Origin of the sequence: Streptococcus caledonicus, from assembly GCF_042656225.1 — a bacterium.
GTDB lineage: Bacteria > Bacillota > Bacilli > Lactobacillales > Streptococcaceae > Streptococcus > Streptococcus caledonicus.
Window position 1 is genome coordinate 338156 of record NZ_JBHSOJ010000015.1, and the last position, 26614, is coordinate 364769.

At 36.4% G+C, this 26614-nt stretch carries 23 protein-coding genes; 14 read left to right on the forward strand and 9 right to left on the reverse strand.

Annotated features, from left to right (window positions below; translation table 11 throughout):
* Positions 1–355 precede the first annotated feature (355 nt).
* On the forward strand, positions 356–1033 hold the full coding sequence (locus ACFPQ3_RS03500; protein ID WP_156805778.1) for a transglycosylase SLT domain-containing protein: 678 nt from the start codon (positions 356–358) through the stop codon (positions 1031–1033).
* A 359-nt stretch (positions 1034–1392) separates the two neighbouring features.
* Here the strand turns inward: ACFPQ3_RS03500 and ACFPQ3_RS03505 are convergent, their stop codons facing one another.
* The 4 genes from ACFPQ3_RS03505 to sdaAB form a co-directional block, all read right to left on the reverse strand.
* A complete protein-coding gene (locus ACFPQ3_RS03505) occupies positions 1393–1821 on the reverse strand; it encodes an HAD hydrolase-like protein (RefSeq protein WP_232323194.1) in 429 nt (142 codons plus the stop codon).
* 79 nt (positions 1822–1900) lie between these two features.
* Positions 1901–2497 (reverse strand): histidine phosphatase family protein, encoded by a 597-nt coding sequence (locus ACFPQ3_RS03510; RefSeq protein ID WP_156805779.1) that lies wholly within the window; start codon positions 2495–2497, stop codon positions 1901–1903.
* A complete protein-coding gene (gene sdaAA / locus ACFPQ3_RS03515) occupies positions 2497–3372 on the reverse strand; it encodes an L-serine ammonia-lyase, iron-sulfur-dependent, subunit alpha (RefSeq protein WP_156805780.1) in 876 nt (291 codons plus the stop codon). The genes ACFPQ3_RS03510 and sdaAA overlap by 1 nt, the downstream gene beginning before the upstream one ends.
* 11 nt (positions 3373–3383) lie before the next feature.
* The gene (gene sdaAB, locus ACFPQ3_RS03520) at positions 3384–4055 is read right to left on the reverse strand and encodes an L-serine ammonia-lyase, iron-sulfur-dependent subunit beta (protein ID WP_156805781.1); all 672 of its coding nucleotides are present in this window, start codon (positions 4053–4055) and stop codon (positions 3384–3386) included.
* A 213-nt stretch (positions 4056–4268) separates the two neighbouring features.
* Between sdaAB and mnmA the strand changes: the two genes are divergently transcribed.
* From mnmA to rpsD, 8 genes are all read left to right on the forward strand, one after another.
* A complete protein-coding gene (gene mnmA / locus ACFPQ3_RS03525; protein ID WP_198039890.1) occupies positions 4269–5390 on the forward strand; it encodes a tRNA 2-thiouridine(34) synthase MnmA in 1122 nt (373 codons plus the stop codon).
* Positions 5391–5408: 18 nt separating this feature from the next.
* Positions 5409–6041: an RpiB/LacA/LacB family sugar-phosphate isomerase gene (locus ACFPQ3_RS03530; RefSeq protein ID WP_156805783.1), complete on the forward strand. Its 633-nt coding sequence runs from the start codon at positions 5409–5411 to the stop codon at positions 6039–6041.
* Positions 6042–6405: 364 nt separating this feature from the next.
* On the forward strand, positions 6406–8307 hold the full coding sequence (gene mnmG, locus ACFPQ3_RS03535; RefSeq protein WP_156805784.1) for a tRNA uridine-5-carboxymethylaminomethyl(34) synthesis enzyme MnmG: 1902 nt from the start codon (positions 6406–6408) through the stop codon (positions 8305–8307).
* Positions 8308–8370: 63 nt separating this feature from the next.
* A complete protein-coding gene (locus ACFPQ3_RS03540) occupies positions 8371–10329 on the forward strand; it encodes a DHH family phosphoesterase (protein WP_156805785.1) in 1959 nt (652 codons plus the stop codon).
* A 1-nt stretch (position 10330) separates the two neighbouring features.
* Entirely contained in the window at positions 10331–10783 is a 453-nt protein-coding gene (gene rplI, locus ACFPQ3_RS03545; protein ID WP_156805786.1) for a 50S ribosomal protein L9, read from the forward strand.
* Between the two features lie 45 nt (positions 10784–10828).
* The gene (gene dnaB / locus ACFPQ3_RS03550) at positions 10829–12187 is read left to right on the forward strand and encodes a replicative DNA helicase (RefSeq protein ID WP_156805787.1); all 1359 of its coding nucleotides are present in this window, start codon (positions 10829–10831) and stop codon (positions 12185–12187) included.
* A 38-nt stretch (positions 12188–12225) separates the two neighbouring features.
* Positions 12226–12528: a Veg family protein gene (locus ACFPQ3_RS03555; RefSeq protein ID WP_156805788.1), complete on the forward strand. Its 303-nt coding sequence runs from the start codon at positions 12226–12228 to the stop codon at positions 12526–12528.
* 198 nt (positions 12529–12726) lie between these two features.
* Positions 12727–13338: a 30S ribosomal protein S4 gene (gene rpsD, locus ACFPQ3_RS03560; protein ID WP_121835319.1), complete on the forward strand. Its 612-nt coding sequence runs from the start codon at positions 12727–12729 to the stop codon at positions 13336–13338.
* Between the two features lie 203 nt (positions 13339–13541).
* On the opposite strand, the gene ACFPQ3_RS03565 is transcribed toward rpsD, so the two are convergent.
* Positions 13542–14861: an ATP-binding protein gene (locus ACFPQ3_RS03565; protein WP_156805789.1), complete on the reverse strand. Its 1320-nt coding sequence runs from the start codon at positions 14859–14861 to the stop codon at positions 13542–13544.
* Entirely contained in the window at positions 14858–15565 is a 708-nt protein-coding gene (locus tag ACFPQ3_RS03570) for a LytR/AlgR family response regulator transcription factor (RefSeq protein WP_156805790.1), read from the reverse strand. The genes ACFPQ3_RS03565 and ACFPQ3_RS03570 overlap by 4 nt, the downstream gene beginning before the upstream one ends.
* 198 nt (positions 15566–15763) lie before the next feature.
* Here ACFPQ3_RS03570 and ACFPQ3_RS03575 point away from each other — a divergent pair, with 198 nt between their 5' ends.
* The 4 genes from ACFPQ3_RS03575 to ACFPQ3_RS03590 all read left to right on the forward strand — a co-directional run bounded on the left by ACFPQ3_RS03575 (position 15764) and on the right by ACFPQ3_RS03590 (position 22819).
* The gene (locus ACFPQ3_RS03575; protein ID WP_156805791.1) at positions 15764–16243 is read left to right on the forward strand and encodes a GtrA family protein; all 480 of its coding nucleotides are present in this window, start codon (positions 15764–15766) and stop codon (positions 16241–16243) included.
* 20 nt (positions 16244–16263) lie between these two features.
* A complete protein-coding gene (locus ACFPQ3_RS03580) occupies positions 16264–19167 on the forward strand; it encodes a glycoside hydrolase family 3 N-terminal domain-containing protein (RefSeq protein WP_156805792.1) in 2904 nt (967 codons plus the stop codon).
* A 73-nt stretch (positions 19168–19240) separates the two neighbouring features.
* Complete coding sequence (locus ACFPQ3_RS03585) at positions 19241–21649, forward strand: glycoside hydrolase family 3 C-terminal domain-containing protein (protein ID WP_156805793.1); 2409 nt, start codon at positions 19241–19243, stop codon at positions 21647–21649.
* Between the two features lie 156 nt (positions 21650–21805).
* A complete protein-coding gene (locus ACFPQ3_RS03590) occupies positions 21806–22819 on the forward strand; it encodes a glycosyltransferase family 2 protein (protein ID WP_156805794.1) in 1014 nt (337 codons plus the stop codon).
* Positions 22820–23698: 879 nt separating this feature from the next.
* Here the strand turns inward: ACFPQ3_RS03590 and ACFPQ3_RS03595 are convergent.
* The 3 genes from ACFPQ3_RS03595 to ACFPQ3_RS03605 are packed head-to-tail and all read right to left on the reverse strand — an operon-like array spanning position 23699 to position 25803.
* Positions 23699–24829: a DUF4097 family beta strand repeat-containing protein gene (locus ACFPQ3_RS03595; protein ID WP_156805795.1), complete on the reverse strand. Its 1131-nt coding sequence runs from the start codon at positions 24827–24829 to the stop codon at positions 23699–23701.
* The gene (locus ACFPQ3_RS03600; RefSeq protein ID WP_156805796.1) at positions 24819–25490 is read right to left on the reverse strand and encodes a DUF1700 domain-containing protein; all 672 of its coding nucleotides are present in this window, start codon (positions 25488–25490) and stop codon (positions 24819–24821) included. Before ACFPQ3_RS03600 ends, ACFPQ3_RS03595 begins: the two co-directional genes overlap by 11 nt.
* Complete coding sequence (locus tag ACFPQ3_RS03605; RefSeq protein ID WP_121835285.1) at positions 25477–25803, reverse strand: PadR family transcriptional regulator; 327 nt, start codon at positions 25801–25803, stop codon at positions 25477–25479. The genes ACFPQ3_RS03600 and ACFPQ3_RS03605 overlap by 14 nt, the downstream gene beginning before the upstream one ends.
* Before the next feature lie 150 nt (positions 25804–25953).
* Here ACFPQ3_RS03605 and ACFPQ3_RS03610 point away from each other — a divergent pair, with 150 nt between their 5' ends.
* Complete coding sequence (locus ACFPQ3_RS03610; protein ID WP_156805797.1) at positions 25954–26559, forward strand: NUDIX hydrolase; 606 nt, start codon at positions 25954–25956, stop codon at positions 26557–26559.
* Positions 26560–26614: the final 55 nt, after the last annotated feature.

The following is a 26614-nucleotide window of genomic DNA, read 5'->3' on the forward strand; positions in this document are numbered from 1 at the left end:
TGCAAAATAAATAAGCTATTCACTATGCGAGTTATTGGTCATAGTTTGAAAAAACAACTTATATTCATTTCGATAGAATTTTTTAAATGCTATCTTCTAGAATCTTTTGATCTTTTTATAGACTAATAGTTCAAGAATCTAAAACACAATGATATTTACAAAAAGTTTACATGATAGACAACCTTTTATAGAGTTTTAGCTATAATTTTATAAATGAAGCATTAAAAAAGCAGATATAGTTCTCTATATTACAAGATGTTGTATATATACGCTATTTTTAAACATAGGTGTAAAGTAACTGTAACAATTGTATGTTAGACTAGATGAGGTTAAAATTAAAAAAGGGAAGAAATTCATGTCAAATAGCAGAGTCACACGACGTTCGCTAAAGAAACAAAAATCTAAACAAATTGTTTTAGGATTATTATTTACAAGTTTGTCAATTGTTCTGACAACACAATCTGTTAATACTGAATCTTATGTAACATCAACTAAAAAAGAAAATACAGTTGAAAATTTTGAAATTTCTAGTTTAGAAACAAGTGTTCCACTAACTATTAAAGCAACAACAGCAGTTTCAACTGAAGCAAACGCTATTGCTTTTGAAACTACAAATTTGTTAAAATCAGTTCATTATGAAGAACTTGCTTCAACGGTTTCAGTGCCAACTGAAAATCTTGTTAATGAAATTATCCCGCAAGTCAATCAGACAGCTAATCATTACAACTCTCAGTTAACTGCGACTTCTTCAGTATCTTACTCAGGTGTTTTGGCAAATGGTAACACAGCTGGCGTGATCGGAACAGAAGCTGCAGCTCAAATGGCGAAAGCAACTGGTGTACCCCAGTCAACTTGGGAGTATATTATTGCACGTGAGTCTAATGGGAATCCAAATGTAGCGAATGCATCAGGTGCGTCTGGACTTTTCCAAACGATGCCTGGTTGGGGATCAACAGCCACTGTGCAAGATCAGATAAATTCAGCTCTAAATGCTTATAACTCACAGGGTTTAGCTGCTTGGGGCATGCAATAAAAAAGAGTTTGAGACAAAAAACTCTGGACAATAAAACAAAAAACGAACAAAAATTATCTCTTATATATTTAAAGAGTATCTTTGTTCGTTTTTATATACAGTTTATTAGAAATTTAGATTTATTGGTATAAATTTTCTAAACTAAAAATCTTTTTATGCGAAAACTTGAAAAAGCCCTCACTAAGAGTATAGCACTTAGCGAGGGCTTTGCCTATTGGTTGTCATTGTTTTGTGGGTGTGGGCTCCGCCATCGTGATGGTTTGGTTTGTCCCAGACTCTTTAAAATATCTTGAGGCTTATGGCAAATAGCATCAGAACCTACCAATAAAAGTTCTTCTTCTTCTAGACAAATCCCCAGGTTATGTCGAGTGTTTTAATATTATTATTTTTACCTCCAATAATATCAAATTTAGTATCACCAATAATAATAGCATCTTTTGATTAATATTTTCTGATAGGAGGCATGCTTCGATGACCTTTATTTTGTTATTTCTATCACAAGTATGACCATAGATACCTGTAAAGAATCTGTCAATATTTAAGTGTTTTAGCATGACATGAATCATTGGTTCATTTTTACTACTTGTAATATAAAGGTTAAAATGATTAGCTACTAATTCTTTCAGCAGCTGTTCAATGCAAGGATATAATTTAACGTCAAAAACTCCAATATTTTTGTAATAATCTCGATAGACAGTGACGGCTTTGTCAACATCATCAACATATTGTCTAAAACTATCTTCTAGAGGTGGACCTATAAAAGTTCTCGTCATTTTAGGTCTAGGCAATGGTACCCCTAGTGCTGCAAAAATATGAACAAATGATTATTTGATTCCAGAACTAGAATCAACGAGTGTTCCATCAAGATCAAATAGAATAGATTTCATGACAAGCTCCTGTAAAGATATTATGAATGGAGATTGATTGGCAGTCTAATTTATTAAATTGAAATTCGGCAATATAAGGCATTAATGATTTGATATTTTCAAAATCTTGGTAGCCATAAGATTTGAAAAAAAAGTTTATAATGGTCGAAATAGCTGTACCGTGAGATCCGATAACAAGAGATTGCCCATCTTTATCAATGAGTAATTGATTGAGAGCTCTCATGTTTCTTTGTTGAACATCATGTAAACATTCCCCATCAGTTAATTTATAGGAAAAGTCGAACCATTGTTTTTGTGTAAATGATTTAAAATCTTCAATCCAAACATTGTCAATTTTACGTTCTTTGAAGTCGTCAACCGTTATGATGTTAAGTTTGTGTTGCTTTGCTAGAGGTAAAACAGTATCAAAAGCCCTTTTATAAGGACTTGAAAAAATATGATTGATTAATTTATTTTCAAAAAATTTGATAATAAATTGACGATCTTGTAAACCTTTTTGAGTCAATTCACGACTTGAATCATCATGATTTTTATAATTTGGCTCGCAATGTCTAACAAAATAAACTGTTGTGGACATCATATTTCTCCAAAAATTTCTTTAGCATATTGACGACCTGTAGGAGTTGTTGCTAGGCCACCTTCAGCTGTTTCACGAAAGGCAGTTGGTAAAGCTGATCCGACCTGATACATAGCATCAATAACTTCATCAACTGGAATTTGTGAATTAATGCCTGCAAGTGCCATATCAGCTGCTATTAAGGCAAAACTTGAACCTAGGGCATTACGTTTAACACAGGGAACTTCTACAAGTCCAGCAACTGGATCACAAATAAGACCTAACATATTTTTAATGACAAATGCAATAGCTTGACTAGCTTGGTATGCTGTACCACCTGCCGCCATTACAACAGCTGCTGCTGACATAGCAGAAGCAGATCCTACTTCGGCTTGGCATCCTCCTTCAGCCCCTGAAATGGATGCATTGTTACCAATAACCAAACCGAAGGCACCGGCTGTAAAGAGAAAGTCAAGTTGCTCTTTTTCGTTTAACCCTAACTTGTCAATTGCTGTTGACAGAACAGCAGGCAAACATCCAGCAGATCCTGCCGTTGGTGTAGCACAAACTAATCCCATTTTAGCATTTAATTCATTGACGGCCATTGCATTTCGAACTGTAGATAAGATTGTGTTGTCTGAGAGTGTTTTTCCCAGACGGATGTAAGTGTCCATTTTGAGTGCATCTCCGCCTGTAAGTCCAGAAATTGATTTAGTAGGCGTTAACCCTTCTGTTACGGATGATTTCATGACTTGTAAATTACGAGACATGATGCCAATAATTTCTTCTCGATTACGACCAGTCATTTCAACTTCTGTCGCAATCATTAATTCAGCAACATTACCATCATATTGTTGCTCTGCTTGTTCTACAAGGTCCTCTATAGTATAAAACATCACTGTCTCCTTTAATCAAAGAAATTAGCATTATAAAGATTAGGGATTTTTTCAATCTCTTTGACACAATCTTTACAGTTACGTGAATCAACTTCAATAATCATAATAGCTTTTTGTCCTTGACTTTCACGGGTTACAGTCATTTGAGCAATATTGATATCATATTTTGAAAGAATATCAGTAACCTTGGCAATCATACCTGGAATATCTTTATGAACGACAATGATAGTAGGTGTATTCATCGATAGAGATACTGAGAAGCCATTTAATTCTGTCACTTGGATATTGCCCCCGCCAATTGAAATACCTGTGATACTCATACTTTTATCACCTTTTTTGACAGTAATTTTAGCTGTATTTGGGTGCGGAGCATTGCTATCTTTCAGAATTTCCCAATAGATTTTTATCCCATGTTGATGAGCAATTTCAAGAGAATTTTTGATGTCTGGATTATCTGTATCCATGCCCATAATGCCTGCAACAAGCGCCTTATCAGTACCGTGACCTTGATAGGTTTTAGCAAAGGAATTATACAAAGCAAAGGTGACACTTTCTGGAATTTCACCAAAGATTGAATGAATAACTTTACCAATTCTTACCGCTCCTGCAGTATGACTTGATGATGGTCCAATCATAACTGGTCCAATAATGTCGAAAACCGACTGAAATTTGAGTGTTTTCATATCTTGCTCCAAAATTAAATTTGCTAGACTATTATAACAAATTGAAGATAAATTGAAAGTGATAATGTGATAATAAGTATTTTGAAAACAATCAAATTGTTGGTATAATAAAGATTGCGCAATTGGCGCTTCAAAATCGACCTTCAAATCGTTTTTTGAATAACTAGACCCTCCAAGTCTACGTTAAATAATATATTTGATGGGAGGATTATCATGAATGATAATTCAAAAATTCGTGTCGTAGTTGGCATGAGTGGAGGAGTTGACTCCTCTGTAACAGCTCTGCTATTGAAAGAGCAGGGGTATGACGTTATTGGTGTTTTTATGAAAAATTGGGATGACACCGATGAAAATGGTTTCTGTACTGCTACGGAAGATTACAAAGATGTGGCTGCGGTTGCGGATCAAATTGGAATTCCTTATTATTCTGTTAATTTTGAAAAAGAATATTGGGACCGCGTTTTTGAGTATTTCCTAGCAGAGTATCGTGCTGGACGTACACCAAATCCAGATGTTATGTGTAACAAAGAAATCAAATTTAAGGCTTTTCTTGATTATGCAATGACACTTGGTGCAGATTATGTGGCAACTGGTCACTACGCTCAGGTTATGCGCGATGAAGATGGCACAGTCCACATGCTACGTGGAGTAGATAACGGGAAAGACCAGACTTATTTCTTGAGTCAATTATCTCAAGAACAATTGCAAAAAACTATGTTCCCTTTGGGACATCTTGAGAAGCCTCAGGTCCGTGAAATTGCAGAGCGTGCAGGTCTTGCAACAGCTAAGAAAAAAGATTCTACAGGCATTTGCTTCATCGGTGAGAAAAATTTTAAAGAATTTCTAAGTCAGTACCTTCCAGCTCAAAAAGGGCGTATGATGACCATAGATGGCCGTGACATGGGTGAGCATGCAGGGCTAATGTATTATACTATCGGTCAACGTGGTGGTCTTGGTATCGGTGGTCAAATCGGTGGTGATAATGAACCTTGGTTTGTTGTCGGTAAAGATTTGTCAGAAAATATTTTATACGTTGGTCAAGGTTTCTATCATGAGTCATTGATGTCAACTTCTCTTGATGCTTCTTCAGTTCACTTTACACGTAAAATGCTTCAAGAATTCACGTTAGAATGCACAGCTAAATTCCGTTACCGTCAACCAGATAGTAAAGTTGTTGTAAAGGTGAAAGGTGATAAGGCAGAAGTCATTTTTGACGAGCCACAACGTGCTATTACTCCAGGTCAGGCAGTTGTTTTTTATGACGGTGACGAATGTCTTGGTGGTGGAATCATTGACATGGCCTATAAAAATGGAGAAGCTTGTCGGTATATTTAACACATTAAGGAGTAACATATGAGAATTGCTGTTATTCAAGCTAGTACACGGACAGATATTAATCAGCTTCTTTTTGAAGCTGTAAAAAAAGCTGCGGGGAAAGATAACGATATTATTAATCTAGGTATTTTCCCAGAAGAAACTGAATCTTACTCATATGTTGAAGTAGCAGTCATGATTAGTTTATTAATTGAGACTGGCTCAATAGACTTTGTTATTACTGGCTGCTCCTCAGGTCAAGGAATGATGATGGCTTGTAACAGCTTGCCGGGTTTACGTGCAGGTTTTATTCAAACACCTCAAGATGCTTTTCTATTTGGGCGTATTAATAATGGAAATGTTGCATCCTTAGCTTTAGGATTGAATTTTGGTTGGGCTGGAGAATTAAATTTACAGTATACTTTGGATAAACTATTTGAAGGTGACTTTGGAACAGGGTATCCCCTAGAAGTTGCAGATAGAAAACGTCAGGAATCCGAGGATGTAATTTATATAAATAGGTTAACGAAACGATCTTTTATTGAAATATTTGATAAATTTGATAAAATTATGATTAATAAGATTTTATCAAGAGAAGTATTTTACCAATATTTAAAGGCTCAATCTAAAAATCAAACATTGTTTAGTAAATTACTGTCAGTAAAATCTTGAAATTACTTCTGAAATCTGTTAAACTTGTCTTGACAATAACATGATGGTCAAAGCTCATGGGAATTGTATGTCTTTTGGCGTACAGTTTTCGAGAGTTTTGGCTATTTTTATGTTATTTAAATTGTGTAAAGATGTCGTAAAGTCGCTAAGTATAGAGGTTCGGGGATTTAGCATAAGTACTAGTTCTCAGTGGTGTAATTAGCCAAACAACGTTTTCTAACACTGTAAAAAGTCAGTGAAGGACTGTGTGAATTGATAAGTTTTACTCGACTAATTCTCGTAGCTTCTTTTCATCGTTATATAAGAGAAGAATTGACAAGAACTGTCAATATTATTATCAGTGAAGAAAGGAATAAATTATAAAATGGAACATCGTTTTATTGAAAATTATGATATTATCGTCATTGGGGCAGGTCATGCTGGAGTGGAGGCTAGCCTTGCAGCAGCTCGAATGGGATGCAAGACTTTACTAGCAACTATCAACCTGGACATGTTAGCTTTTATGCCTTGTAATCCTTCAATTGGAGGATCAGCTAAGGGGATAGTTGTCCGAGAGATTGATGCTCTTGGTGGAGAAATGGGGAAAAATATTGATAAAACCTATATCCAGATGAAAATGCTCAATACTGGTAAGGGCCCTGCTGTCCGTGCTCTCAGGGCTCAGGCTGATAAGGTACTCTATGCTCAAGAAATGAAGAACACTGTAGAACGTCAAGAGAATTTGACTCTTCGTCAGAGTATGATTGATGATATTTTAGTTGAAAATGGTAAGGTTGTCGGTGTGTTGACAGCTACTGGGCAAAAATATGGTGCAAAGGCAGTCGTTGTCACAACAGGGACAGCGCTTCGTGGTGAGATTATCTTGGGAGAGCTCAAGTATTCATCTGGACCTAATAATAGTTTAGCATCAGTTACCCTATCAGATAATTTGAAAAAACTAGGTTTGGAAATTGGGCGTTTCAAAACAGGAACTCCACCTCGTGTCAAGGCATCGTCAATCGACTACTCAGTCACAGAAATTCAACCTGGGGATGAGAAACCAAATCATTTTTCATTTATGTCAAAAGACGATGATTATTTACAGGATCAAATTCCTTGCTGGTTGACCTATACGAATAAGACTAGTCATGATATTATTAATAAAAATTTACACCGTGCACCGATGTTTTCTGGTATTGTTAAGGGAGTTGGACCCCGTTACTGTCCGTCAATTGAAGATAAGATTGTGCGTTTTGCGGATAAAGAGCGCCATCAACTATTTCTAGAGCCTGAGGGACGAGACACAGAGGAAGTTTATGTTCAAGGGTTGTCAACAAGTTTACCAGAAGATGTTCAAAAAGAGCTCTTGCATTCTATCAAAGGCTTGGAAAAAGCAGAATTGATGCGTACTGGGTATGCGATTGAGTACGATATTGTTTTGCCACATCAGTTGCGTGCGACTCTTGAAACGAAATTGATTTCTGGACTCTTTACAGCAGGTCAAACCAATGGGACATCTGGTTATGAAGAAGCGGCAGGTCAAGGTCTTGTTGCTGGTATCAATGCAGCGCTCAAGGTACAAGGTAAGCCAGAATTAATTTTGAAGCGTAGTGATGCTTATATTGGAGTTATGATTGATGACCTTGTTACTAAGGGAACTTTGGAACCTTATCGTCTATTGACAAGTCGTGCAGAGTACCGTTTGATTTTACGCCATGACAATGCAGATATGCGATTGACGCCAATTGGTCGAGAAGTTGGTTTGGTGGATGACTATCGTTGGAACCATTTTGAAATTAAGAAAAAACAATTTGATAAGGAGTTGACAAGGTTGTCAAGTGTCAAACTAAAACCTGTCAAGAAAACAAATGAAAAAATAGCGGAACTGGGGTTCAAACCATTGACAGATGCCTTGACAGCTAAAGAATTCATGCGCCGTCCTGAAATCAATTATCAGGTGGTTACTGATTTTGTTGGTCCAGCTTCAGAAAATTTGGATAGTAAGATTATTGAACTCTTAGAGACTGAAATCAAATATGAAGGTTACATTAACAAGGCACTTGACCAAGTTGATAGGATGAAACGCATGGAAGAAAAACGTATCCCTGCTAATATTGATTGGGATGCTATTGATTCTATTGCAACGGAAGCGCGTCAAAAATTTAAGAAAATCAATCCAGAAACAATTGGTCAAGCTAGCCGTATTTCAGGTGTCAATCCAGCAGATATTTCTATTTTGATGGTTTACTTAGAAGGAAATAATAAAGCTCGTAGAAAAACTGAATAGGGTATAGGACATTCTTTATTTTAGAGTTGGTTTGTGTTATAATGGGGCATCAAGAGGTCTAAGATGAAAAAATTTCGTTTCGCCACCATTCATTTGGTCTTGGTCGGTTTAATTTGCTTTGGTATTTTGGTAGCCAGTTTACGTTTAGTTTCCAGTAATACAGGGAGACTTGTTGTTTTTTTAGCTGTAGCTATTTCAGTCTATGCTCTGCTTTTTTTCCAAAAAAAGGGATATGAGGAATCTGACTTAGAACGCATCGAGCGTCTAAATGAGAAAACTGAGCTAAGTTTAAAACACTTATTAGACACTATGCCTGTCGGCGTTATTAAGTTTATTCCTGATTTGTGGTCAGTGGAATGGTTTAATCCTTATGCGGAGTTGATTTTAGCAGATCAAGAGGGAGACTTTAGCACTTCTTTAGTGATGGATATACTGGTCAGTCAAAAAGAGGCTCCAGCGGCTATTTGTGATATCAATGGTAAAAAGTATAGTTTAACAATTGACTATCCAGGTGGTATATTATATTTTTATGACAATTTATCTGAGGTTAGGGCTGGTGAGGCTGTGTCAGCTACAAGTCCTGTAATTGGGATTATATCTATTGACAACTACGATGACGCAACGGAAAGCTTGGCTGATGCAGAGGTGTCTCGCTTAAATAGTCTTATCGTAAAATTTGTAGCAGAATTTACTCAAAAATATAATATTTTTTACCGTCGTGTAGACATGGATCGTTTCTATTTTTTTACAGATTATAGAGTGCTTAGTCAGTTGATAGACTCTAAATTTACTGTTTTAGAAGAATTTAGACAAGAAGCAAAGGATTTTGATTTACCTCTGACGATGAGTATGGGCATATCCTACGGTGATGGGAATCATGATGAAATTGGTTCTATTGCTCAAAAAAATCTTAATATGGCTTTGGTGAGGGGTGGAGATCAAGTTGTTGTTAAAGAAAATGATGAGCATAAGGATTTTATTTATTTTGGTGGTGGAACCATTTCGACGGTCAAACGTTCTCGTACTAGAACACGAGCAATGATGACGGCTATTTCTGACAAAATCAAGTTGGTTGATCAAGTTTTTGTAATGGGACATCGTAATCTTGATATGGATGCCTTGGGGGCAGCTGTCGGTATGGAATTTTTTGCTTCAAATATTATTTCTAATACTTATGCTATTTATGATGATAAGCAAATGGCACCAGATATTGAGCGTGCAGTTGAGCGACTCCAAAATGATGGTAATAGCCAATTAATTACTGTTGACGAAGCGTTAAAAAAAGTTACTAATGAATCCTTATTGATTATGGTTGATCATTCCAAAACATCCTTGACTTTATCAAAAGAACTTTACAGTAAATTTACAGAAGTTGTTGTGGTTGATCATCATAGACGTGATGATGATTTTCCTAATAATGCGGTCCTAACCTTTATTGAAAGTGGAGCAAGCTCAGCAAGTGAACTTGTAACGGAATTAATTCAGTTTCAAAATGCTTCTGTCAAATTAAGTAAACTTCAAGCAAGTGTACTTATGGCAGGAATAATGCTTGATACTAAAAATTTTTCAACACGTGTGACGAGCCGGACATTTGATGTAGCCTCCTACTTGAGAACTTTGGGAAGTGACAGTGTTGAAATTCATAATATATCAGCAATTGATTTCGATGAGTATCGTGTTATCAATGAATTGATTTTACGTGGGGAAAAGATTTGGAAGTCGGTCATTATTGCTAGTGGTACTGAAGATAAAACCTATAATAATGTTGTGTCAAGTAAAGCAGCAGATGCTTTACTTGACATGTCAGGAATAGAGGCAGCGTTTGTTGTTACTAAAAATAGTCAAGGAAACATTGCTATCTCAGCAAGAAGTCGTAGTAAAATTAATGTGCAACGCATTATGGAAGAGATGGGTGGCGGTGGGCATTTCAATTTGGCTGCTTGTCAATTAGAAAATCAATCGGTATCAGAAGCTCTGCTATTACTTAAGGAAAAAATAAAAGAAGAATTAGAGGAAGAGTGAGATGAAAGTTATTTTTCTACAGGATGTTAAAGGTAAAGGAAAAAAAGGTGAAATCAAAGAAGTACCAACAGGATATGCTCAAAATTTCTTAATTAAGAAAAATTTTGCGAAAGAGGCAACCAATCAAGCAATTGGGGAACTTGTTGGCAAGCAAAAGTCCGAAGCTAAACATGCTGCTGAAATTTTGTCAGAAGCTAAAGCCTTGAAGGATGAGCTAGATAAAGAAGAACATCGCGTGATTTTTACAGAAAAGGTAGGTCCGGATGGGCGCACTTTCGGTTCAATTACAGCTAAAAAAATAGCGGAAGGGTTACAAAAACAATTTGGATTGAAAGTTGATAAACGTCACATTGATTTGGATCATCCGATCCGTGCAATTGGATTGATTGAGGTTCCAGTAAAGCTTCATAAAGAGATTCAAGGACAGATTAAATTACAGATTAAAGAATCTTAAGTTGATAATAAGTTTACAGTTTATAAATTGTAGAGGAGGCAGGTTTTGTCAGAAGTCCAAGAATTGAGAGTTCAGCCGCAAGATTTACTGGCAGAGCAGTCGGTTTTGGGGGCAATTTTTATCACACCTGATAAGCTTATTTCAGTTCGTGAGTATATTGAACCTGAAGATTTTTATAAGTATGCTCATAAGGTCATTTTTAAAGCAATGATATCTTTAAATGATCGCAACGATGCTATTGACGCTACAACAGTCAGAGCTATTTTAGACAGTCAAGGTGATCTTCAAAATATTGGTGGGATTTCTTATTTAGTAGAGTTGGTTAATAGTGTGCCGACTTCTGCTAATGCAGAATATTATGCTCAAATTGTTGCTGAAAAAGCATTGTTAAGAAATATCATCAATAAGTTGACAGACACTGTCAATCAAGCATATGATGGTAGTAATCCTTCTGAAAATATTATTGCAGCAGCAGAGCGTGCGCTGATTGATATTAATGAGCGTAGTAATAGCAATGGATTTCGTAAAATCTCAGATGTTTTAAAAGTTAATTACGAGAATTTGGAAGTTCGTTCTCATCAAACATCCGATGTTACAGGATTGGCCACTGGTTTTCGTGATTTAGACAAATTGACAACAGGTTTACATCCCGATCAATTAATCATTTTAGCTGCTCGTCCAGCGGTCGGAAAGACAGCATTTGTATTGAATATTGCACAAAATGTTGGAACAAAACAACAAAGGCCTGTGGCAGTGTTCTCACTTGAGATGGGTGCAGAGAGTTTGGTAGATCGTATGTTAGCTGCAGAAGGAATGGTTGATTCACATTCTCTTCGAACAGGTCAATTAACTGATCAAGATTGGCAAAATGTGACGATGGCTCAGGGAGTTCTCGCAGAGGCACCTATTTATATTGATGATACACCTGGGATTAAGATTACAGAAATTAGGGCTCGTTCTCGTAAATTGGCCCAAGAAGCAGGTGATTTAGGACTTATAGTAATTGACTATTTACAACTAATCACAGGTACTCGTCCAGAAAATAGACAACAAGAAGTATCGGATATTTCACGTCAATTAAAAATCTTAGCTAAAGAATTAAAGGTTCCAGTGATTGCTCTTAGTCAGTTATCTCGTGGTGTTGAACAGCGTCAAGATAAGCGACCAGTTCTATCAGATATTCGGGAATCGGGTTCTATTGAGCAGGATGCTGATATTGTTGCTTTTCTGTATCGCGATGATTATTATCGCCGTGAGGGGGATGACCAAGAAGAAGCAATTGAGGATAATACTGTTGAAGTTATTCTTGAGAAAAACCGTGCTGGAGCCCGTGGAACTGTTAAATTGTTGTTCCAAAAGGAATATAATAAATTTTCAACAATTGCACATTTTAGTGAATCATAAGATGATGTAAGAGTTGATATAGAAGAAAGAGAGAATATATGAGTGATGCATTTGCTGATGTAGCAAAAATGAAAAAAATTAAAGAAGATATCAAAAACCATGAAGGACAGTTGGTTGAATTGACGTTGGAAAATGGTCGTAAGCGTGAGCGTAACCGTATTGGTCGTTTAACTGAGGTTTATCAATCATTGTTCATCGTTGAATTTACAGATGATAGCAATGTTCCTGGTGCTATTAATAACACTACGGTGGAGTCATATACCTATTCTGATATTTTAACAGAAAAGACCCTTATCCGTTATTTGGATGTTGCCGAACAAGCTGACTTGGGGAATAAGTGAGAAAAATGGGCTTTACATAGCCTTTTTTTCATGCTATAATATATTTTGTGTGAAATAGCAGCAGGGCAAAATAAAGCTCGTCAACAGATATCTTGAAAGATAAGTAACCTTGGCTGTTTAGGCGAAGGGTATCTGCACGAATTAGGTTTGTCTAAAACGTTATTTCCTAAAATTTTTAAATTATAGGAGGACATGCAAATGTCACGTTATACAGGTCCATCATGGAAACAGGCACGCCGTCTTGGTTTGTCACTTACAGGTACTGGTAAAGAGTTGGCACGTCGTAACTACGTTCCAGGTCAACACGGTCCAAACAACCGTTCTAAACTTTCTGAGTACGGTTTGCAATTGGCAGAAAAACAAAAACTTCGTTTCTCTTACGGTATGGGTGAGAAACAATTCCGTAACTTGTTTGTACAAGCTACTAAAGTTAAAGGTGGGACACTTGGTTTCAACTTTATGGTTCTTCTTGAGCGTCGTCTTGACAATGTTGTTTATCGTCTAGGTCTTGCAACTACTCGTCGTCAAGCTCGTCAATTCGTAAACCACGGTCACATTCTTGTTGACGGTAAGCGTGTTGATATCCCATCATACCGCGTTGAAGTTGGTCAAGTGATTTCAGTTCGTGAAAAATCAGCTAAGGTTCCAGCTATCCTTGAAGCAGTTGAAGCTACTCTTGGACGTCCAGCATTCGTATCATTTGATGCTGAAAAACTTGAAGGTTCATTAACTCGCCTTCCAGAGCGTGATGAAATCAATCCAGAAATTAACGAAGCACTTGTCGTTGAGTTCTACAACAAAATGCTTTAATTTTAAAATATATCTTACAGAAAGCCTACAACAGTGGGCTTTTTGTTTTTGAATTACGAAACTAAAAAGAGGCTGGGACAAAACTCTGAACAATAAAACAAAAAACGAACAAAGGTTATCTCTTATATATTTAAAGAGTATCTTTGTTCGTTTTTATGTATATTTTATTAGAAAAGTAGATTTATTGCTATAGATTTTCTAAACTAAAAATCTTTTTGTCCCAGCCTCGGTAGAATAATTTTTAATTTAACCCAGTTATCTTTCTTGGTAAGAGTCATATGCCCTTGATATTTTTCGCAAATGTACCGAATACTTTTGAGTCCAATACCATGGTTTTGTTTATCTGATTTTGACGTCTGAGGGAGGGACTCAGTGGTAAAATGAAGTTCTGATAAGTCATAATTATCAAGTTTGATAATAGCAAATTGGGCATATTTACTTATTTTTAAGGTGATAAGACGCTGGTCCTTGTTAGGAATTTTTTCCACGGCTTCAATGGCATTATCAATGGCATTGCCAAAAAGAGAAGATAGGTCCATTACATCAAGATGGTTAAGCAATTCACCTTGGACTAGACAAGTAAAAGTAATGTCATGTTGTAAGCAATAACGACTTTTCTGTGAAATGATAGTATCTAACACAGGATTTCCTGTATCAACTTTTGATTCAAATTCGCGAATGCTAATTTCCATATCGTGGAGGTAAGATGCACGCTTCTCATCATTGGCCTCATCTTTTATGATACCAATTTGATGTTTTAGGTCATGTACCTTGCGACTTATGATGTCACTGTTTTCTCGGTAAGCCTGGTATTGATTGTATTGGAGTTGAAAAGCATTTTGCATAGCCAAAAGTTCTTGACGAAGGTATTCATCTCGTCTGAAGGCTTCTTGAGTTAATAGAATGAGTAGGCCAGAAAAATTCATCATACTTCGCAGAATAAAAATATTACTTGAATCATTAAATCCCAAAGATGCTTCTGTTAGTAGAAATCCAATATTACTAAACAGAAAAATTGACAGAGCTGTAAAGGCTGCAATCAAAACTTCTTTTTTGCCAATCATTTTCTCGGTATCATTACTATCTGCATTTCTTTCAACTAATGCAAGGCTGATAAAACATAAGGCATAGCTAATTCCCATGAAAATGATTTCACTAGTCAATGAGAATTTTCTAACCTTATAAGCTAAGAGACAATAAAGATGCCAACTGAGTGCAGCTGTCAGTTCAGCTGCAACAAAACTTTTAGCAGTTAAGTAGAAACTAATCTTGATGCTATTTTTTAAGAGATAGAGGCTGAGGTACATCCAAGTAATATTTAAAAACATTCCTAGTATCCATAAATACAATGGAAACTTGTCTGCTATGAATTGTAAAAAAACTTGACCAATTAAAATGATTGCTCCTTTGATAATAAAGGAGTGAAGGGAGCTTTGTTTTTTGAGAATGGGGAGACTAACAATTATAACTGCAAAGGTTTCTGCTAGTGCGGTATAGATGCGTGGAATATCTGGGAAAATCATAAAATCTCATCTCCAATAAAGTTGGTTAAAGCCTCCATAAAGGCTTTTTTGCGTGGTCTGCTGATTTGCAGCCTTTCTCCTTGGATGTAAGAGAGATTACCGTCTACTTTTTCAATATGGGATAGATTAACGATATAGCAGTTATTAGAACGGAAAAAAAGTTTCTTATCTAAAAGTTGTTCCATATTTTTCATGGAATTGAGAGTAGTGATGATTTCTTTATTGGTGTGGATGTAGATATAATGCCCTTCATTCTCAACATAAAGAATATCATTTTGTTTGATTTTGATAGTCTGTCCTTTACTTTTAACAAAAATAACCTTTTCTTCTTGATTAGGCAATTTACGAAGAATTTTTTTGAAATGTTCTTCAAAAACGAATTGAGTTAAAGGTTTTAAGAGGAAATCAATCGCTTCAACGGAGTAACCATGTATGGCTACTCCTGAGTGATTGGTCACAAAAACAATTAAAACATCTTTATCATATTCACGAATTTTTCTAGCTGCGGACATGCCATCTAGTACTGCCATCTCAACATCAAGATAAATGACATCGTATTTAGGGGTGTAATCACTGATAATGTGAATACCATCATTAAAAAAATCTACTTCAACTGAAATATTACGAGTACTGCAGCTTTTTTTGATATATGAAGCGAGAATTTCTTGTTCTTTTTTTTGATCTTCAACAATAGCAAATTTCATATCGGCCTCCGTTCAATTGTTTAGTATATCAAAATTTATGAGTAAATGACAAATTATGAAATAAAAAATACAACTTATGAAGAAAGGGTTTTTGTCTTATTCATGATGTGATATTCTTATTCTAAGAAAAGGCTTACATTTGTTTGAAATTTAGGAGATTTTACAAGTGATATTGGAAAGTATTATAGGTGATGGATGATGAAAAAATGGATTAAACAGCATCCGGATGTTTGGGAGTTTATTAAATTCAATATTCTATCTAATATTGCTACAATTACTAATTTTATTGTTCTTTGGATAGGTAGTAACTTATTGTTTACTTCTTTCTCAAATAGAACCTTTCGTTGGTTGATTTTTAAATATTCAATTTCTAATGGTGGTTTGAATGGATTTTTATCATTTTTATTAGCTTATGTGATAGCTCAGATAGTTAATTATATTATTCAGCGAAAATTTGTATTTGGGGTACAAAATGATATTTCGAAGACACTTCATTGGTATATTTTAACTGTTATAGTAGCAGGCATTATATCAATTGTGTTGCCTCCTTATACGACAGCTATTTTTCAAACTTTGGGAATAAGTTTGAGTTTTGCTCAAATTTGTGCGAACATTATTAATGTTATCATTCAAGTATTGATTAATTATCCAATGATGAAGTTTGTTATTATGAAATAAGGTTTAAGGAAGGAATTAAAATGAAAAAAGGATTTATATTGATAAAGAAAATTTTTGGAAGCTTTATTAAATTATTATCGTTTGTATTAGGAGTGGCTATCGTTGGAGCTTTATTGGGTGCTAATCACTTTGCTCCTCGCTATTCAGCTCTCATTTCAAACTTTTTAGGCCATACTAGTAGTAAGATTGTCTCCAATGGGGGGAAAGAAGCTGATAAAAAATATTTTACTTCTGATTTTGCTAGCGATGATGATTGGAAAAAATCTGGTGATGCCTTGGTACGTGAGGTAGAGCAAGAGGGAATCGTTTTATTGAAAAATAATGCTAAAAGTTTACCTCTACCTGCTGATATCAAGATTACTCTTTTAGGTCAAAACTCGGTTGATTTCATCTATGGTGGAGGAGGTTCAGGGTCTGTAAATGCCAAAGGTTTACCGACTTTGAAAGATAGTTTAGAGTCCTCTGGTTTTAAAGTCAATGGAACTGCTTGGGATTTTTACACTAAGGGCCCTGGTAAAGATTATCGTAAAGAAGTTACTTCTGTGACTGGACAAGGAGAATTTGCGGTTAATGAAGTTCCACAGTCTGCCTATACCGATGAAGTTCTCAAGTCTTTTGATGATTATCAAGATGTAGGTATTGTTGTTATTGGACGTTCGGGTGGTGAGAGTGCAGATTTGCCTATCAAACCTCTTAAAACAGGGGTTCATTACTTGGAATTAGATAACAATGAAAAAGATCTTTTAAAATTAGCGAAGGAACGTTTTGACAAAGTTGTTGTAATTCTCAATACTGTCAATGCGATGGAACTTGATTTTCTAGATGCTGAAGGTGTTGATGCAGTGCTTTGGGTTGGAGCTGTTGGACAGTCAGGGATTCTAGCTATTGGAGATATTTTGTCTGGAGAGGTTAATCCATCTGGCCGTCTCGTTGATACCTATGCCTATGATGTCTTTTCTGCTCCTGCTATGGCTAACTTAGGAGACTATACATTTACTAATAGCAAGATTAAGAACGGTGACAAATTCATGGTTTATAGTGAAGGTATCTATGTTGGTTATCGTTATTATGAAACACGTTATGAAGATGTTGTCTTAGGGCGTGATCAATCTGGTCAGTATGACTATAAAGAAGCTGTTCAATATCCTTTTGGATACGGTCTGTCTTACACAGATTTTACCTATGGAGATGTTAAGTTAACTGAAAAGAATAATCAATTTGAACTTTCAGTTAAAGTAACCAACAGTGGAGATGTGGCAGGTAAGGAGGTTGTTCAGGTTTATTTACAATCACCTTACACAGATTATAACCAACAGAATAATATCGAAAAATCAGCAATAGAATTAGTTGGTTTTGAAAAAACTAAAAAATTAGCTGTTGGAGAATCAGAGACAGTTACTGTTCGAATTCCTAAAGAAAGCTTAAAAGTTTACGATAGTCAAGGATATAAAACCTATATTGTAGATGCAGGTAACTATCATTTTACAGTAGGGAAAAATGCTCACGATGCACTTAATAATATTCTAGCTAAGAAAGGTAAGTCAATAACTGATGGAATGACCCACAATGGTCAGGAGAATTTGGTTGCGACTTACCAACAAACGGAATTAGATGCTAAAACATACTCTGTTTCTCAGGAAACTGGTGAAACCATCACTAATGCTTTTAATGATGTTGATATTCGAGCATACGATGAAAAAGCAACATACCTTTCTCGTCGTGATTGGACTGGTTCGTGGCCAGCAACTTATCGTGAAGGTGCTTGGCAAATTGATGATGAGATGCTTAAGGAATTGGATTTGATTGTCGCAGAAGATGATAAATCCGTTCAAATGCCAGTTACAGGGACTGTAGATAAAGAAATTGGTAAGTTAGATATTTTAGACCTCAAAGGATTAGACTTTAATGATCCATTATGGAGTACCCTACTGGATCAGTTGACGGTTGAGGAAATGGATAAATTAGTACGCAATGGTGGTTATGCAACAATACCATTAGAATCGATTAATTTACCATCAACTATTATTAAAGATGGACCAGCGGGTATTTCTAGTACCTTGGTAGGAGGAAAATCAGGTACAGCCTACCCAGTACAAGTTGTTATGGGTTCAACGTGGAACACAGACTTAATGGAGCAAGTTGGGGTTTCTGTTGGTAATGATACCTTACATGTTGATGTTAATGGCTGGTATGCACCAGGTGCTAATTTACATAGGGTTGCTTTTGGAGGCCGTAACTTTGAGTATTTCTCAGAAGATAGCTTCTTATCTGGAGCAATGAGCGCTAGTGAGATTAAAGGAGTCCAATCTAAGGGAACGTTTGTAACTATCAAACATTATGCATTAAATGATACAGAAACTAACCGCATTGGTGGTAGTATGTTTGCTAATGAGCAAACGGTTCGTGATTTATATTTAAAACCTTTTGAAATTGCTATTCGTGAATCTGATGCAACTGGAGTTATGACAGCGATGAATCGTTTAGGTACAACCTGGGCTGGTGCGGATAAAGGATTGATGACGACTACATTAAAAAATGAGTGGGGCTTTAAGGGAATTGTTTCGACAGACCAAGCATCATTTGATAATTTTGCCTATGCCGACTTACGAGAAGGGTTAGCAGCTGGTACTAACTTATGGCTTAATACTAATGCAAATCTTTGGAAGTTAGAAGAATCGGAATACACTCCTGCTGTAGTTAAACAACTCCGCGAATCTAGTCATGCTATTCTTTATACAATTGTTAATAGCAATGCAATGAATGGTCTTGGTGAAGGAGATTCTGTTAAAGAAGTCTTACCTCTATGGCGATATTGGTTAATAGCAGCAACTGCAATATTGGGACTTTTAGCTATTGTACTTATTTATTTCCCAATTCGTTCAGTATGTCGTCTCATTAGCAAATTATTTCGTAAAAAGAAATAATCTAACACGAATTTTTTAGAGGTTGGAGGGGTGCTTCCAACCTCTTTGTAAAATAGGTGTATAGGAGAAATTAATGAAACATCAAACAATTATTTCACAATTGACTTTAGAAGAAAAAGCTTCTTTGATGTCTGGAAAATCAGTTTGGGAAACGAAGGATTATCCAGAGAAAGGAATTCCATCAATCTTTTTATCCGACGGACCTCATGGTATCCGTAAGCAAGAAGGAGCAGGTGACCATCTGGGACTAAATGCCTCAGTTCCTGCCACTTGTTTTCCAACAGCTGCAACTTTAGCCAATAGCTGGGATGAAGCATTATTAGAAGAAGTTGGTACTGCTTTAGGAGCAGAAGCTAGTCAATTAGGGGTACATGTCGTTCTTGGTCCAGGACTTAATATCAAACGCAACCCAATGTGTGGACGAAACTTTGAATATTATAGTGAAGATCCTTATCAAGCAGGAAAAATGGCAGCTGCTATGATTCGAGGTATCCAATCAAATGGCGTGGCGGCCTGTCCAAAACACTTTGCTGCTAACAGTCAAGAATTGAAACGCATGTCATCAGATTCAATCGTTGATGAAAGAACCTTCCGTGAAATCTACACAACTGGTTTTGAAATTGCGGTTAAAGAAGGAAAAGCAAAATCCATCATGACGGCCTACAATAAAATCAATGGCACCTATGCTAATGAAGACGGTCACCTCTTACGTGATATTCTTCGTGAAGAGTGGGGCTTTGATGGATTTGTTGTTTCAGACTGGGGAGGATCAAATGACCACGTTCTGGGTGTCCAAAATGGTAGTCACTTAGAGATGCCTAGTACTGGCACTGTTGGTCAAAAAGAAATTATTAATGCTGTGAATTTTGGTCAACTTGATGAGGTTATTTTAGATGAGCGCGTGGATGAGTTACTAACAGTTGTCTTAGAACTTTCTAAAACTAGCAAGAAGTCCGTTAATACAGAGAGACAACATCAATTGTCCCAAAAAGCAGCACGTAATAGTATTGTTCTATTGAAAAATGAGGATAGGATTTTACCTTTGGCTTCTAAAACAAAAGTGGCTCTCATTGGTGAATTTGCGTTTGAACCTCGCTATCAAGGAGCCGGGTCTTCTTTTATCAATCCCACACAACTTGATAAAACTGTTGATGTTATCAAAGACTATGATCTTGACGTAGTAGGAACTGCTAAAGGTTATGAGCGTACGGATGTGGATAATCAGGCTCTTTTAACAGAGGCCATTGATGTGGCTAAGACAGCAGATGTTGTTCTCCTTTATTTAGGGCTTGATGAAATCAGTGAGAGTGAAGGACTTGATCGCCGTCATATTTCTCTTCCTAAAAATCAATTACGGTTGCTTGATGAGATTTCTAAAGTTACAAATAAGGTTATTGCAGTATTATCTGCGGGCTCAGTTATTGATTTGAATTGGGATGACAGGGTAAAAGGTTTAGTACATGGCTATCTATCAGGACAGGCGGGGGCGCGTGCCATGCTAGATGTGCTGACAGGTAAGTATAATCCAAGTGGTAAACTCAGTGAGACTTATCCTCTAGCCATTATTGATGTTCCTTCATCAGCAGATTATCCTGCTGAAGGTGACTACTCGATCTATCGTGAAGGGCTTTATGTTGGTTACCGATATTTTGAAACAGCGAAATCCCTTGTTAAGTACCCTTATGGTTTTGGTCTAAGCTATACAGATTTTTCTTACAATGATTTGATTGTTGAGGAAAATGGCGTCCGTTTTACTCTAACAAATACTGGAAGTGTTGCAGGAAGTGAGGTTGCTCAGCTTTATGTAGGTATTGATACAAGTAAACTCTACCGCGCGAGCAAAGAACTTAAAGGATTTGCTAAAGTTTATCTAGAACCAGGTGAGAGCAAAGAAGTCTTCATTGCTTTTGATGATAAAACTTTCCGTTATTATAATACCTTGACTAGTAGTTTTGAAGTGGAAGCAGGGACTTATCGTATTATGATTGGTACAAATGTTTCTAAGATCACTTTACAAGGGCAACTCTATAAAGAAGGTACAACGGCTAATCTTCCTGAGCTTGACTTACCAAGCTATGCTGAAGTGGATATTTTAACCGTTTCTGATGCCGAATTTGCTCGTCTATTGGGACGTCCTGTGCCAAAGGAAAATTGGCAGAAAGGACAAGAACTTCGTCTTAATGATGCCCTATCTCAAATGGCTTATGCTAAGAGTTGGTTGGCACGAGCTGTAGCAAGTATTTTACGCATTCTTCTTAATAGAGCTGAAAAGAAAGGTAAACCTGATCTTAATCTCCTTTTTCTTTACAATATGCCTTTCCGAGCACTTGCAAAAATGACTGGTGGCACCATTAATATGGCTATGGTTGAAGGAATTTTAACGATTGTTAATGGCCACTTTTTCCGAGGTCTTGGTCAAACGGTTAAAGCATTTCGACAAAAACGTCAAACGGACAAGAGCCTAGTAGCAAAAAAAGTGTAATTATGGTACTATAAAAGGCGTATGTTTAACCTTTTAAGGCTTTTTGAAAATTAGAATGATATGCTAGTGGGCCTCTTTTGTGAAAGTGTGTTTTTGGGCTTGCTAGGTATCTCTTGATGTTCATTGAGTATGATAAGGGTTACAAAGGAGTATCGTATGACGTTGTTAACTATTGCTATTCCATCTTATAATGCGAGTGAATACTTACACTATTGTGTGAATTCCTTAGTTATTGGTGGCAATCAGGTTGAAATTTTGATTATTAACGATGGTTCGAGTGATGAGACAGCGTTAGTTGGAGCTCAGCTTGAGGCACAATTTACGAATGTTCGTTTGGTTAATCAAGAGAATAAAGGACACGGTGGTGCTGTTAATACAGGGATTCATGAGGCCAAAGGTCAATATTTTAAAGTTGTTGACAGTGACGACTGGGTTGATAGCAGGGCCTATCTCAAGATTTTAGAGACCCTTAATCGTTTGAATGAAGAACAGGCACCTGTAGACGCTTTTATTTCTAATTTTGTTTATGAAAAAGAGGGCCTTTCTCGTAAAAAAAGCATGCGCTATGATGGTATCTTACCAGAAGGGCGTGTTTTTGGATGGGATGAGGTTGGTGATTTTTCAAAAGGTCAATACATGATGATGCATTCTCTCATTTATCGAACAGAGCTCTTGCGTGAAGTACATTTTGAATTACCAGAACACACATTTTATGTTGATAATCTGTTTGTCTTTACACCCTTACAGGCTGTTCAGAATATGTATTATCTACCTGTAGATTTTTATCGTTACTTTATTGGTCGTGAAGATCAGTCGGTTAATGAGAAAGTCATGATTAAACGGATTGATCAACAACTGAAGGTTAACAAGCTGTTGGTTGATCAGTTTGATGAGGAGACGCTTGATCATCCAAAGCTAAGAACTTATTTGCTCAATCATTTAGAAATTACGACGGTGATTTCATCGGCTCTTCTTAATCGAGCAGGCAAACCTCAACATTTGGCTAAAAAGCAAGAACTTTGGGATTACATCAAAGAAACGAATCCAAAACTCTATCGTGAAATCCGTAATGGCCTTCTTGGACAGTTAGTAAAACCATCTGTATTTCCAAGTCGTAAGGTGGCTAATGGGGTTTACCGTGTTGTCAGACGTATCTATGGTTTCAATTGATACATAAAAAGAAATGGTAAGCAGTCGCCATTTTGAAATCTTGACTTCCCTTGGCTATTCAAATGTTAAGCTTAGGCTAGATTAATTGTTTTTATTGTAAAATTTAAGAGGTTGGACACAGCTTAATTTCTAATATGCTTGTTAAAAATTAAACAATATTTATTTAGTATTTTTTATTAGCACTTGTCCTAATGTAGTGTGGGGCGGAAGCGACCTCCTGTGGAGTTCCATTTTATAAGCTCAGTCTGAAACTGTCCACTGGACAATTTCACCCCTCTTGAGGTTGGACAAAAAGTCTTAAAAAATAAATGGCCTAGATAAAATCATTAAGAAACGTCTATTCTAAGCTATTTTATACTATTCAATTTTTATGGGAAAGGTTAAAAATCGAGTTTTATACGAAAATTAAAAAGAGTGCAAAAATTACCTTCCTATGATATAATCAAAGCCAAAGAATTTTTGTATTTAGGCTACTAGCTCGTCCCTAGTAGTCTTTTTTTGAGCTAAAAATTTCTGCTCTTTCACCACTTCAGAAAGTGCTAGTTGAGACGGTTTCACCGCCTGTAATGATTGCAGAAAATACCAGTAATAGGGCGTTAGGAAACAACCATTTATTGAAGGGAAGTGAATTGTAACTCTGCGACAATTTATCTAAAAAAGACTACTATAGTAAATTGAAAATAGATTAGGACAAAGCGTGGAATAACTAATAGTATTAACTCCTATCAAAATGATTCATCTATGTCCTATTATTAATTCAAATAACTATATTTAAAAACTAAAATAATATAAAACAGCTTAGAGTGACGCTTCTTAACAACATCATTCTAAGCTATTTTCTGTTTTTAAGACTTTTTGCTTAGTCCCTATTTTTGTTTGTTATCGAATGGAAATATAGCCACCTTTACTCTTAATAATCAAGTCTGCTTTAGCTTTGTCTATTTTTTTCTGATAGCTACTGTCAGTAGTATTAGTAACGGCATTAGCATTTTTTGATATTTCATTGTCAATACTAATCGTACCGTGGCTTGCAAAGAGTTCCAAAGATGTTGATTTTAGGATTTCTGAGGTTAATTTGAAATCGGTTGATAGAAAAGTGCCAGAAAGATTGATTTTACCAATTAAGTTGACATTGCGGCCTATTAACTCACCTGCCCCTGTATAAGTAACATTTTCTAGCGTTCCACTATTGATACTAAGATGTCCATAGAGAGGATTATCGTATTGATCATACCAATAGTCTGTTTCAATTTCGTCTTGATCTTCTATTTCTGAATCATCAATCTGTGTTGCCTTGAAGGTAACATTTTTGAAGTGAGAGTTTTCCAAAGATAGACTGGCGTGAAAGTTGTCAAATGTACTATTTTCAACGGTACTGTTATCAAAGGATAAATGATTAATATCAGTATCAAAAGTGACATTGCTGAGATGACTGTTATCAATTTGAGAATTGTAAGTACTTATTTTACCACTGTCAATTGTCACATTTTCAAGATAGCTCATTCCATGCACATTAATATTCTTAATTTTTAAATCGATTAACTGTGAATGATGAAAATTGAATTGACCGTTTAAGTTTTCAATGACTAAATTTTTTGGGACGGTGATAATTGTTTCAGTATAATCTTGATTTCCAGTACGTTCATTGAGAAGATAGCCCCCGGTCTCCATAAAACCAGTGACAAAGGAGTCAGCTATTTCTTGTCTCACAGATAAAGTGTCGCCAGATTGATTTAATAGGGTTTTAGGTCTAAATTTTTTATGTGTATAGTAAGTTACGGTCACGTTATCAACATCACCTGCTTTAATCGTCAGATTGTAAAAACTATTGATGTCTAAATTTTTCACCTTATCAAACGTTTTGACTTCTTTGATTGCCTTGGTATTATCTTTGATGCCTTCGATACCGCCAGTAGCTGCTCCGAAGGCTAGGAGGGAAAGTCCGACAACGACACTTCCTAGGCCAAAGAAAAGTAAATATTTCCACTTGGTATTTGATTTAGTATTCATGAGATTTCCTCCATTTACGTTTGTTCCAGAGGTTTTTGAGTGAGTTGCTCAGCCATTTTCCAAAAGCCATAAGACCTCTGCCGTAAAGTTTTGTTAAATAAAGGCTGAATAAGAAAATGAGGACGCCGCCACCGATTGCTGCAAAGAATCCACCGAAGCCCATGGTCATGGCTGGCCAAGAACTATTAAAGATAGTTAGGCTTTCTCCGAGTGTCACAAAGGCGATGATAATGGCTGCTACAGAGAGAAGGAAACCTGTTAGTAAGAGGCAGGCGATCAAGATAATCATGGCAATCACAAATCCAGCTAGTCCAATGAGTAAGGCTATAGCTGCTAAGAGAAGACCTAGAAGAACACCAGCTACAAGAAATAATACAGGTGATGCCATCAGGATTAGACCAACCAAAAGAGCAATTTCTTTACCACTACGTGGGCGTTTGAAGAATTTATTGGATTGGAAGTCTTCTTTGCCGATAACATTTACTAGGATATCACTGGCTGCTTCTTGTGGTGTGCCTAATTCAGCCATAAGGTCGGCTTCGTTTTCTGGACCAGCTTCGTCAAAGTATTCGGTGAAGTAATCCATGGCTTCTTGAAAATCTTTTTTGGGGAGCTGCCGTAATTCTTTTTCTAGCTCCGCTAGGTACTCAGTCCTTGTCATGTCTTAATCTCCCTTCGATAATATCATTGACTGCTGTGGTGTAGCTCAGCCATTCTCCTTTTAGAAAAGACACTTGAGCTCGCCCTAAATCTGTAATGGCATAGTATTTGCGTTTACGTCCTTGGTGCTCCTGGGTATAGGTCGTGACAAAGTGTGCACTTTCTAGTTTTTTGAGGATAGGATAGAGCGTGGACTCTTTTATGTTTGCGATGAGTTTGACGGTTTGGCTAATCTCGTATCCATAGGAATCTTCCTTTTCGACGATGGCCAAAATGAGAAACTCAATCAGAATAGCTGAAGTTGGAAAATACATAAGGCCCCTCCTTCTGATATGTGATTTCTTTATATATAAAATATATACCTATAAAGAAAAAAAGTCAATGATTTATGTGTAAAAATTTTATATAATTTTGAACAAGTTATTTTTCTGACATTTGCGACTAAAACTTTTATAATAAAAGACATGATGGATAAGATAAAAGAAAAGTTAGAAGGCTATACGGCAAAGCCTCTTGGTGTGACTAAACACTATGCAGTGCTACTTCCTTTGATTTGGGAAAATGACGAGTGGCAGGTATTGTACCAAATTAGGAGTTACACTATTTCTCAGCCGGGTGAGGTAGCTTTTCCAGGTGGGCGCGTGGAGGCTGGTGAAGCCTTTTCTCAAGCTGCGGTTCGTGAAACGATTGAAGAACTTAATTTGTCTGCTGATGTCATTGAGCTTGTTGGAGAAATTGATTATTTTGTTTATCAAGACAGGGAGATTCATTGTTTTATAGGACATCTAATGATTGAAAATTGGCGTGCTATTACGCCTAATAATGAAGTGGAAAGGCTGTTTACCATTCCTTTGCGCCAGCTTTTGGAAACAGCCCCTACTTATTACAAATTGAAAGCAGATTTTCGTAAGGATTCTGATTTTCCTTTTGAGCGAATCAATCAGGGGGAAAATTATCGTTTTGGTCATCAAAATCGAAAGATTCCCTTTTATGAACACGTGGGAGAAAACCTTTGGGGAATGACAGCACAGTTTACCCATCGCTTTGTTGAAATTTTACAAGGTAAGTAATCGTTAGGGGTGGTTATGCTATGGGAGGTAGGTCGGAATGATTGCGCTGATTTTT

Bases quoted from the DNA above. Each gene is read 5' to 3' on its own strand.
- ACFPQ3_RS03500 (WP_156805778.1), top strand. From the start codon at position 356: ATGTCAAATAGCAGAGTCACACGACGTTCGCTAAAGAAACAAAAATCT.
- ACFPQ3_RS03510 (WP_156805779.1), bottom strand. From the start codon at position 2,497: ATGTCCACAACAGTTTATTTTGTTAGACATTGCGAGCCAAATTATAAA.
- sdaAA (WP_156805780.1), bottom strand. From the start codon at position 3,372: ATGTTTTATACTATAGAGGACCTTGTAGAACAAGCAGAGCAACAATAT.
- sdaAB (WP_156805781.1), bottom strand. From the start codon at position 4,055: ATGAAAACACTCAAATTTCAGTCGGTTTTCGACATTATTGGACCAGTT.
- mnmA (WP_198039890.1), top strand. From the start codon at position 4,269: ATGAATGATAATTCAAAAATTCGTGTCGTAGTTGGCATGAGTGGAGGA.
- ACFPQ3_RS03530 (WP_156805783.1), top strand. From the start codon at position 5,409: ATGAGAATTGCTGTTATTCAAGCTAGTACACGGACAGATATTAATCAG.
- mnmG (WP_156805784.1), top strand. From the start codon at position 6,406: ATGGAACATCGTTTTATTGAAAATTATGATATTATCGTCATTGGGGCA.
- ACFPQ3_RS03540 (WP_156805785.1), top strand. From the start codon at position 8,371: ATGAAAAAATTTCGTTTCGCCACCATTCATTTGGTCTTGGTCGGTTTA.
- rplI (WP_156805786.1), top strand. From the start codon at position 10,331: ATGAAAGTTATTTTTCTACAGGATGTTAAAGGTAAAGGAAAAAAAGGT.
- ACFPQ3_RS03555 (WP_156805788.1), top strand. From the start codon at position 12,226: ATGAGTGATGCATTTGCTGATGTAGCAAAAATGAAAAAAATTAAAGAA.
- rpsD (WP_121835319.1), top strand. From the start codon at position 12,727: ATGTCACGTTATACAGGTCCATCATGGAAACAGGCACGCCGTCTTGGT.
- ACFPQ3_RS03565 (WP_156805789.1), bottom strand. From the start codon at position 14,861: ATGATTTTCCCAGATATTCCACGCATCTATACCGCACTAGCAGAAACC.
- ACFPQ3_RS03570 (WP_156805790.1), bottom strand. From the start codon at position 15,565: ATGAAATTTGCTATTGTTGAAGATCAAAAAAAAGAACAAGAAATTCTC.
- ACFPQ3_RS03575 (WP_156805791.1), top strand. From the start codon at position 15,764: ATGAAAAAATGGATTAAACAGCATCCGGATGTTTGGGAGTTTATTAAA.
- ACFPQ3_RS03580 (WP_156805792.1), top strand. From the start codon at position 16,264: ATGAAAAAAGGATTTATATTGATAAAGAAAATTTTTGGAAGCTTTATT.
- ACFPQ3_RS03585 (WP_156805793.1), top strand. From the start codon at position 19,241: ATGAAACATCAAACAATTATTTCACAATTGACTTTAGAAGAAAAAGCT.
- ACFPQ3_RS03590 (WP_156805794.1), top strand. From the start codon at position 21,806: ATGACGTTGTTAACTATTGCTATTCCATCTTATAATGCGAGTGAATAC.
- ACFPQ3_RS03595 (WP_156805795.1), bottom strand. From the start codon at position 24,829: ATGAATACTAAATCAAATACCAAGTGGAAATATTTACTTTTCTTTGGC.
- ACFPQ3_RS03600 (WP_156805796.1), bottom strand. From the start codon at position 25,490: ATGACAAGGACTGAGTACCTAGCGGAGCTAGAAAAAGAATTACGGCAG.
- ACFPQ3_RS03605 (WP_121835285.1), bottom strand. From the start codon at position 25,803: ATGTATTTTCCAACTTCAGCTATTCTGATTGAGTTTCTCATTTTGGCC.
- ACFPQ3_RS03610 (WP_156805797.1), top strand. From the start codon at position 25,954: ATGATGGATAAGATAAAAGAAAAGTTAGAAGGCTATACGGCAAAGCCT.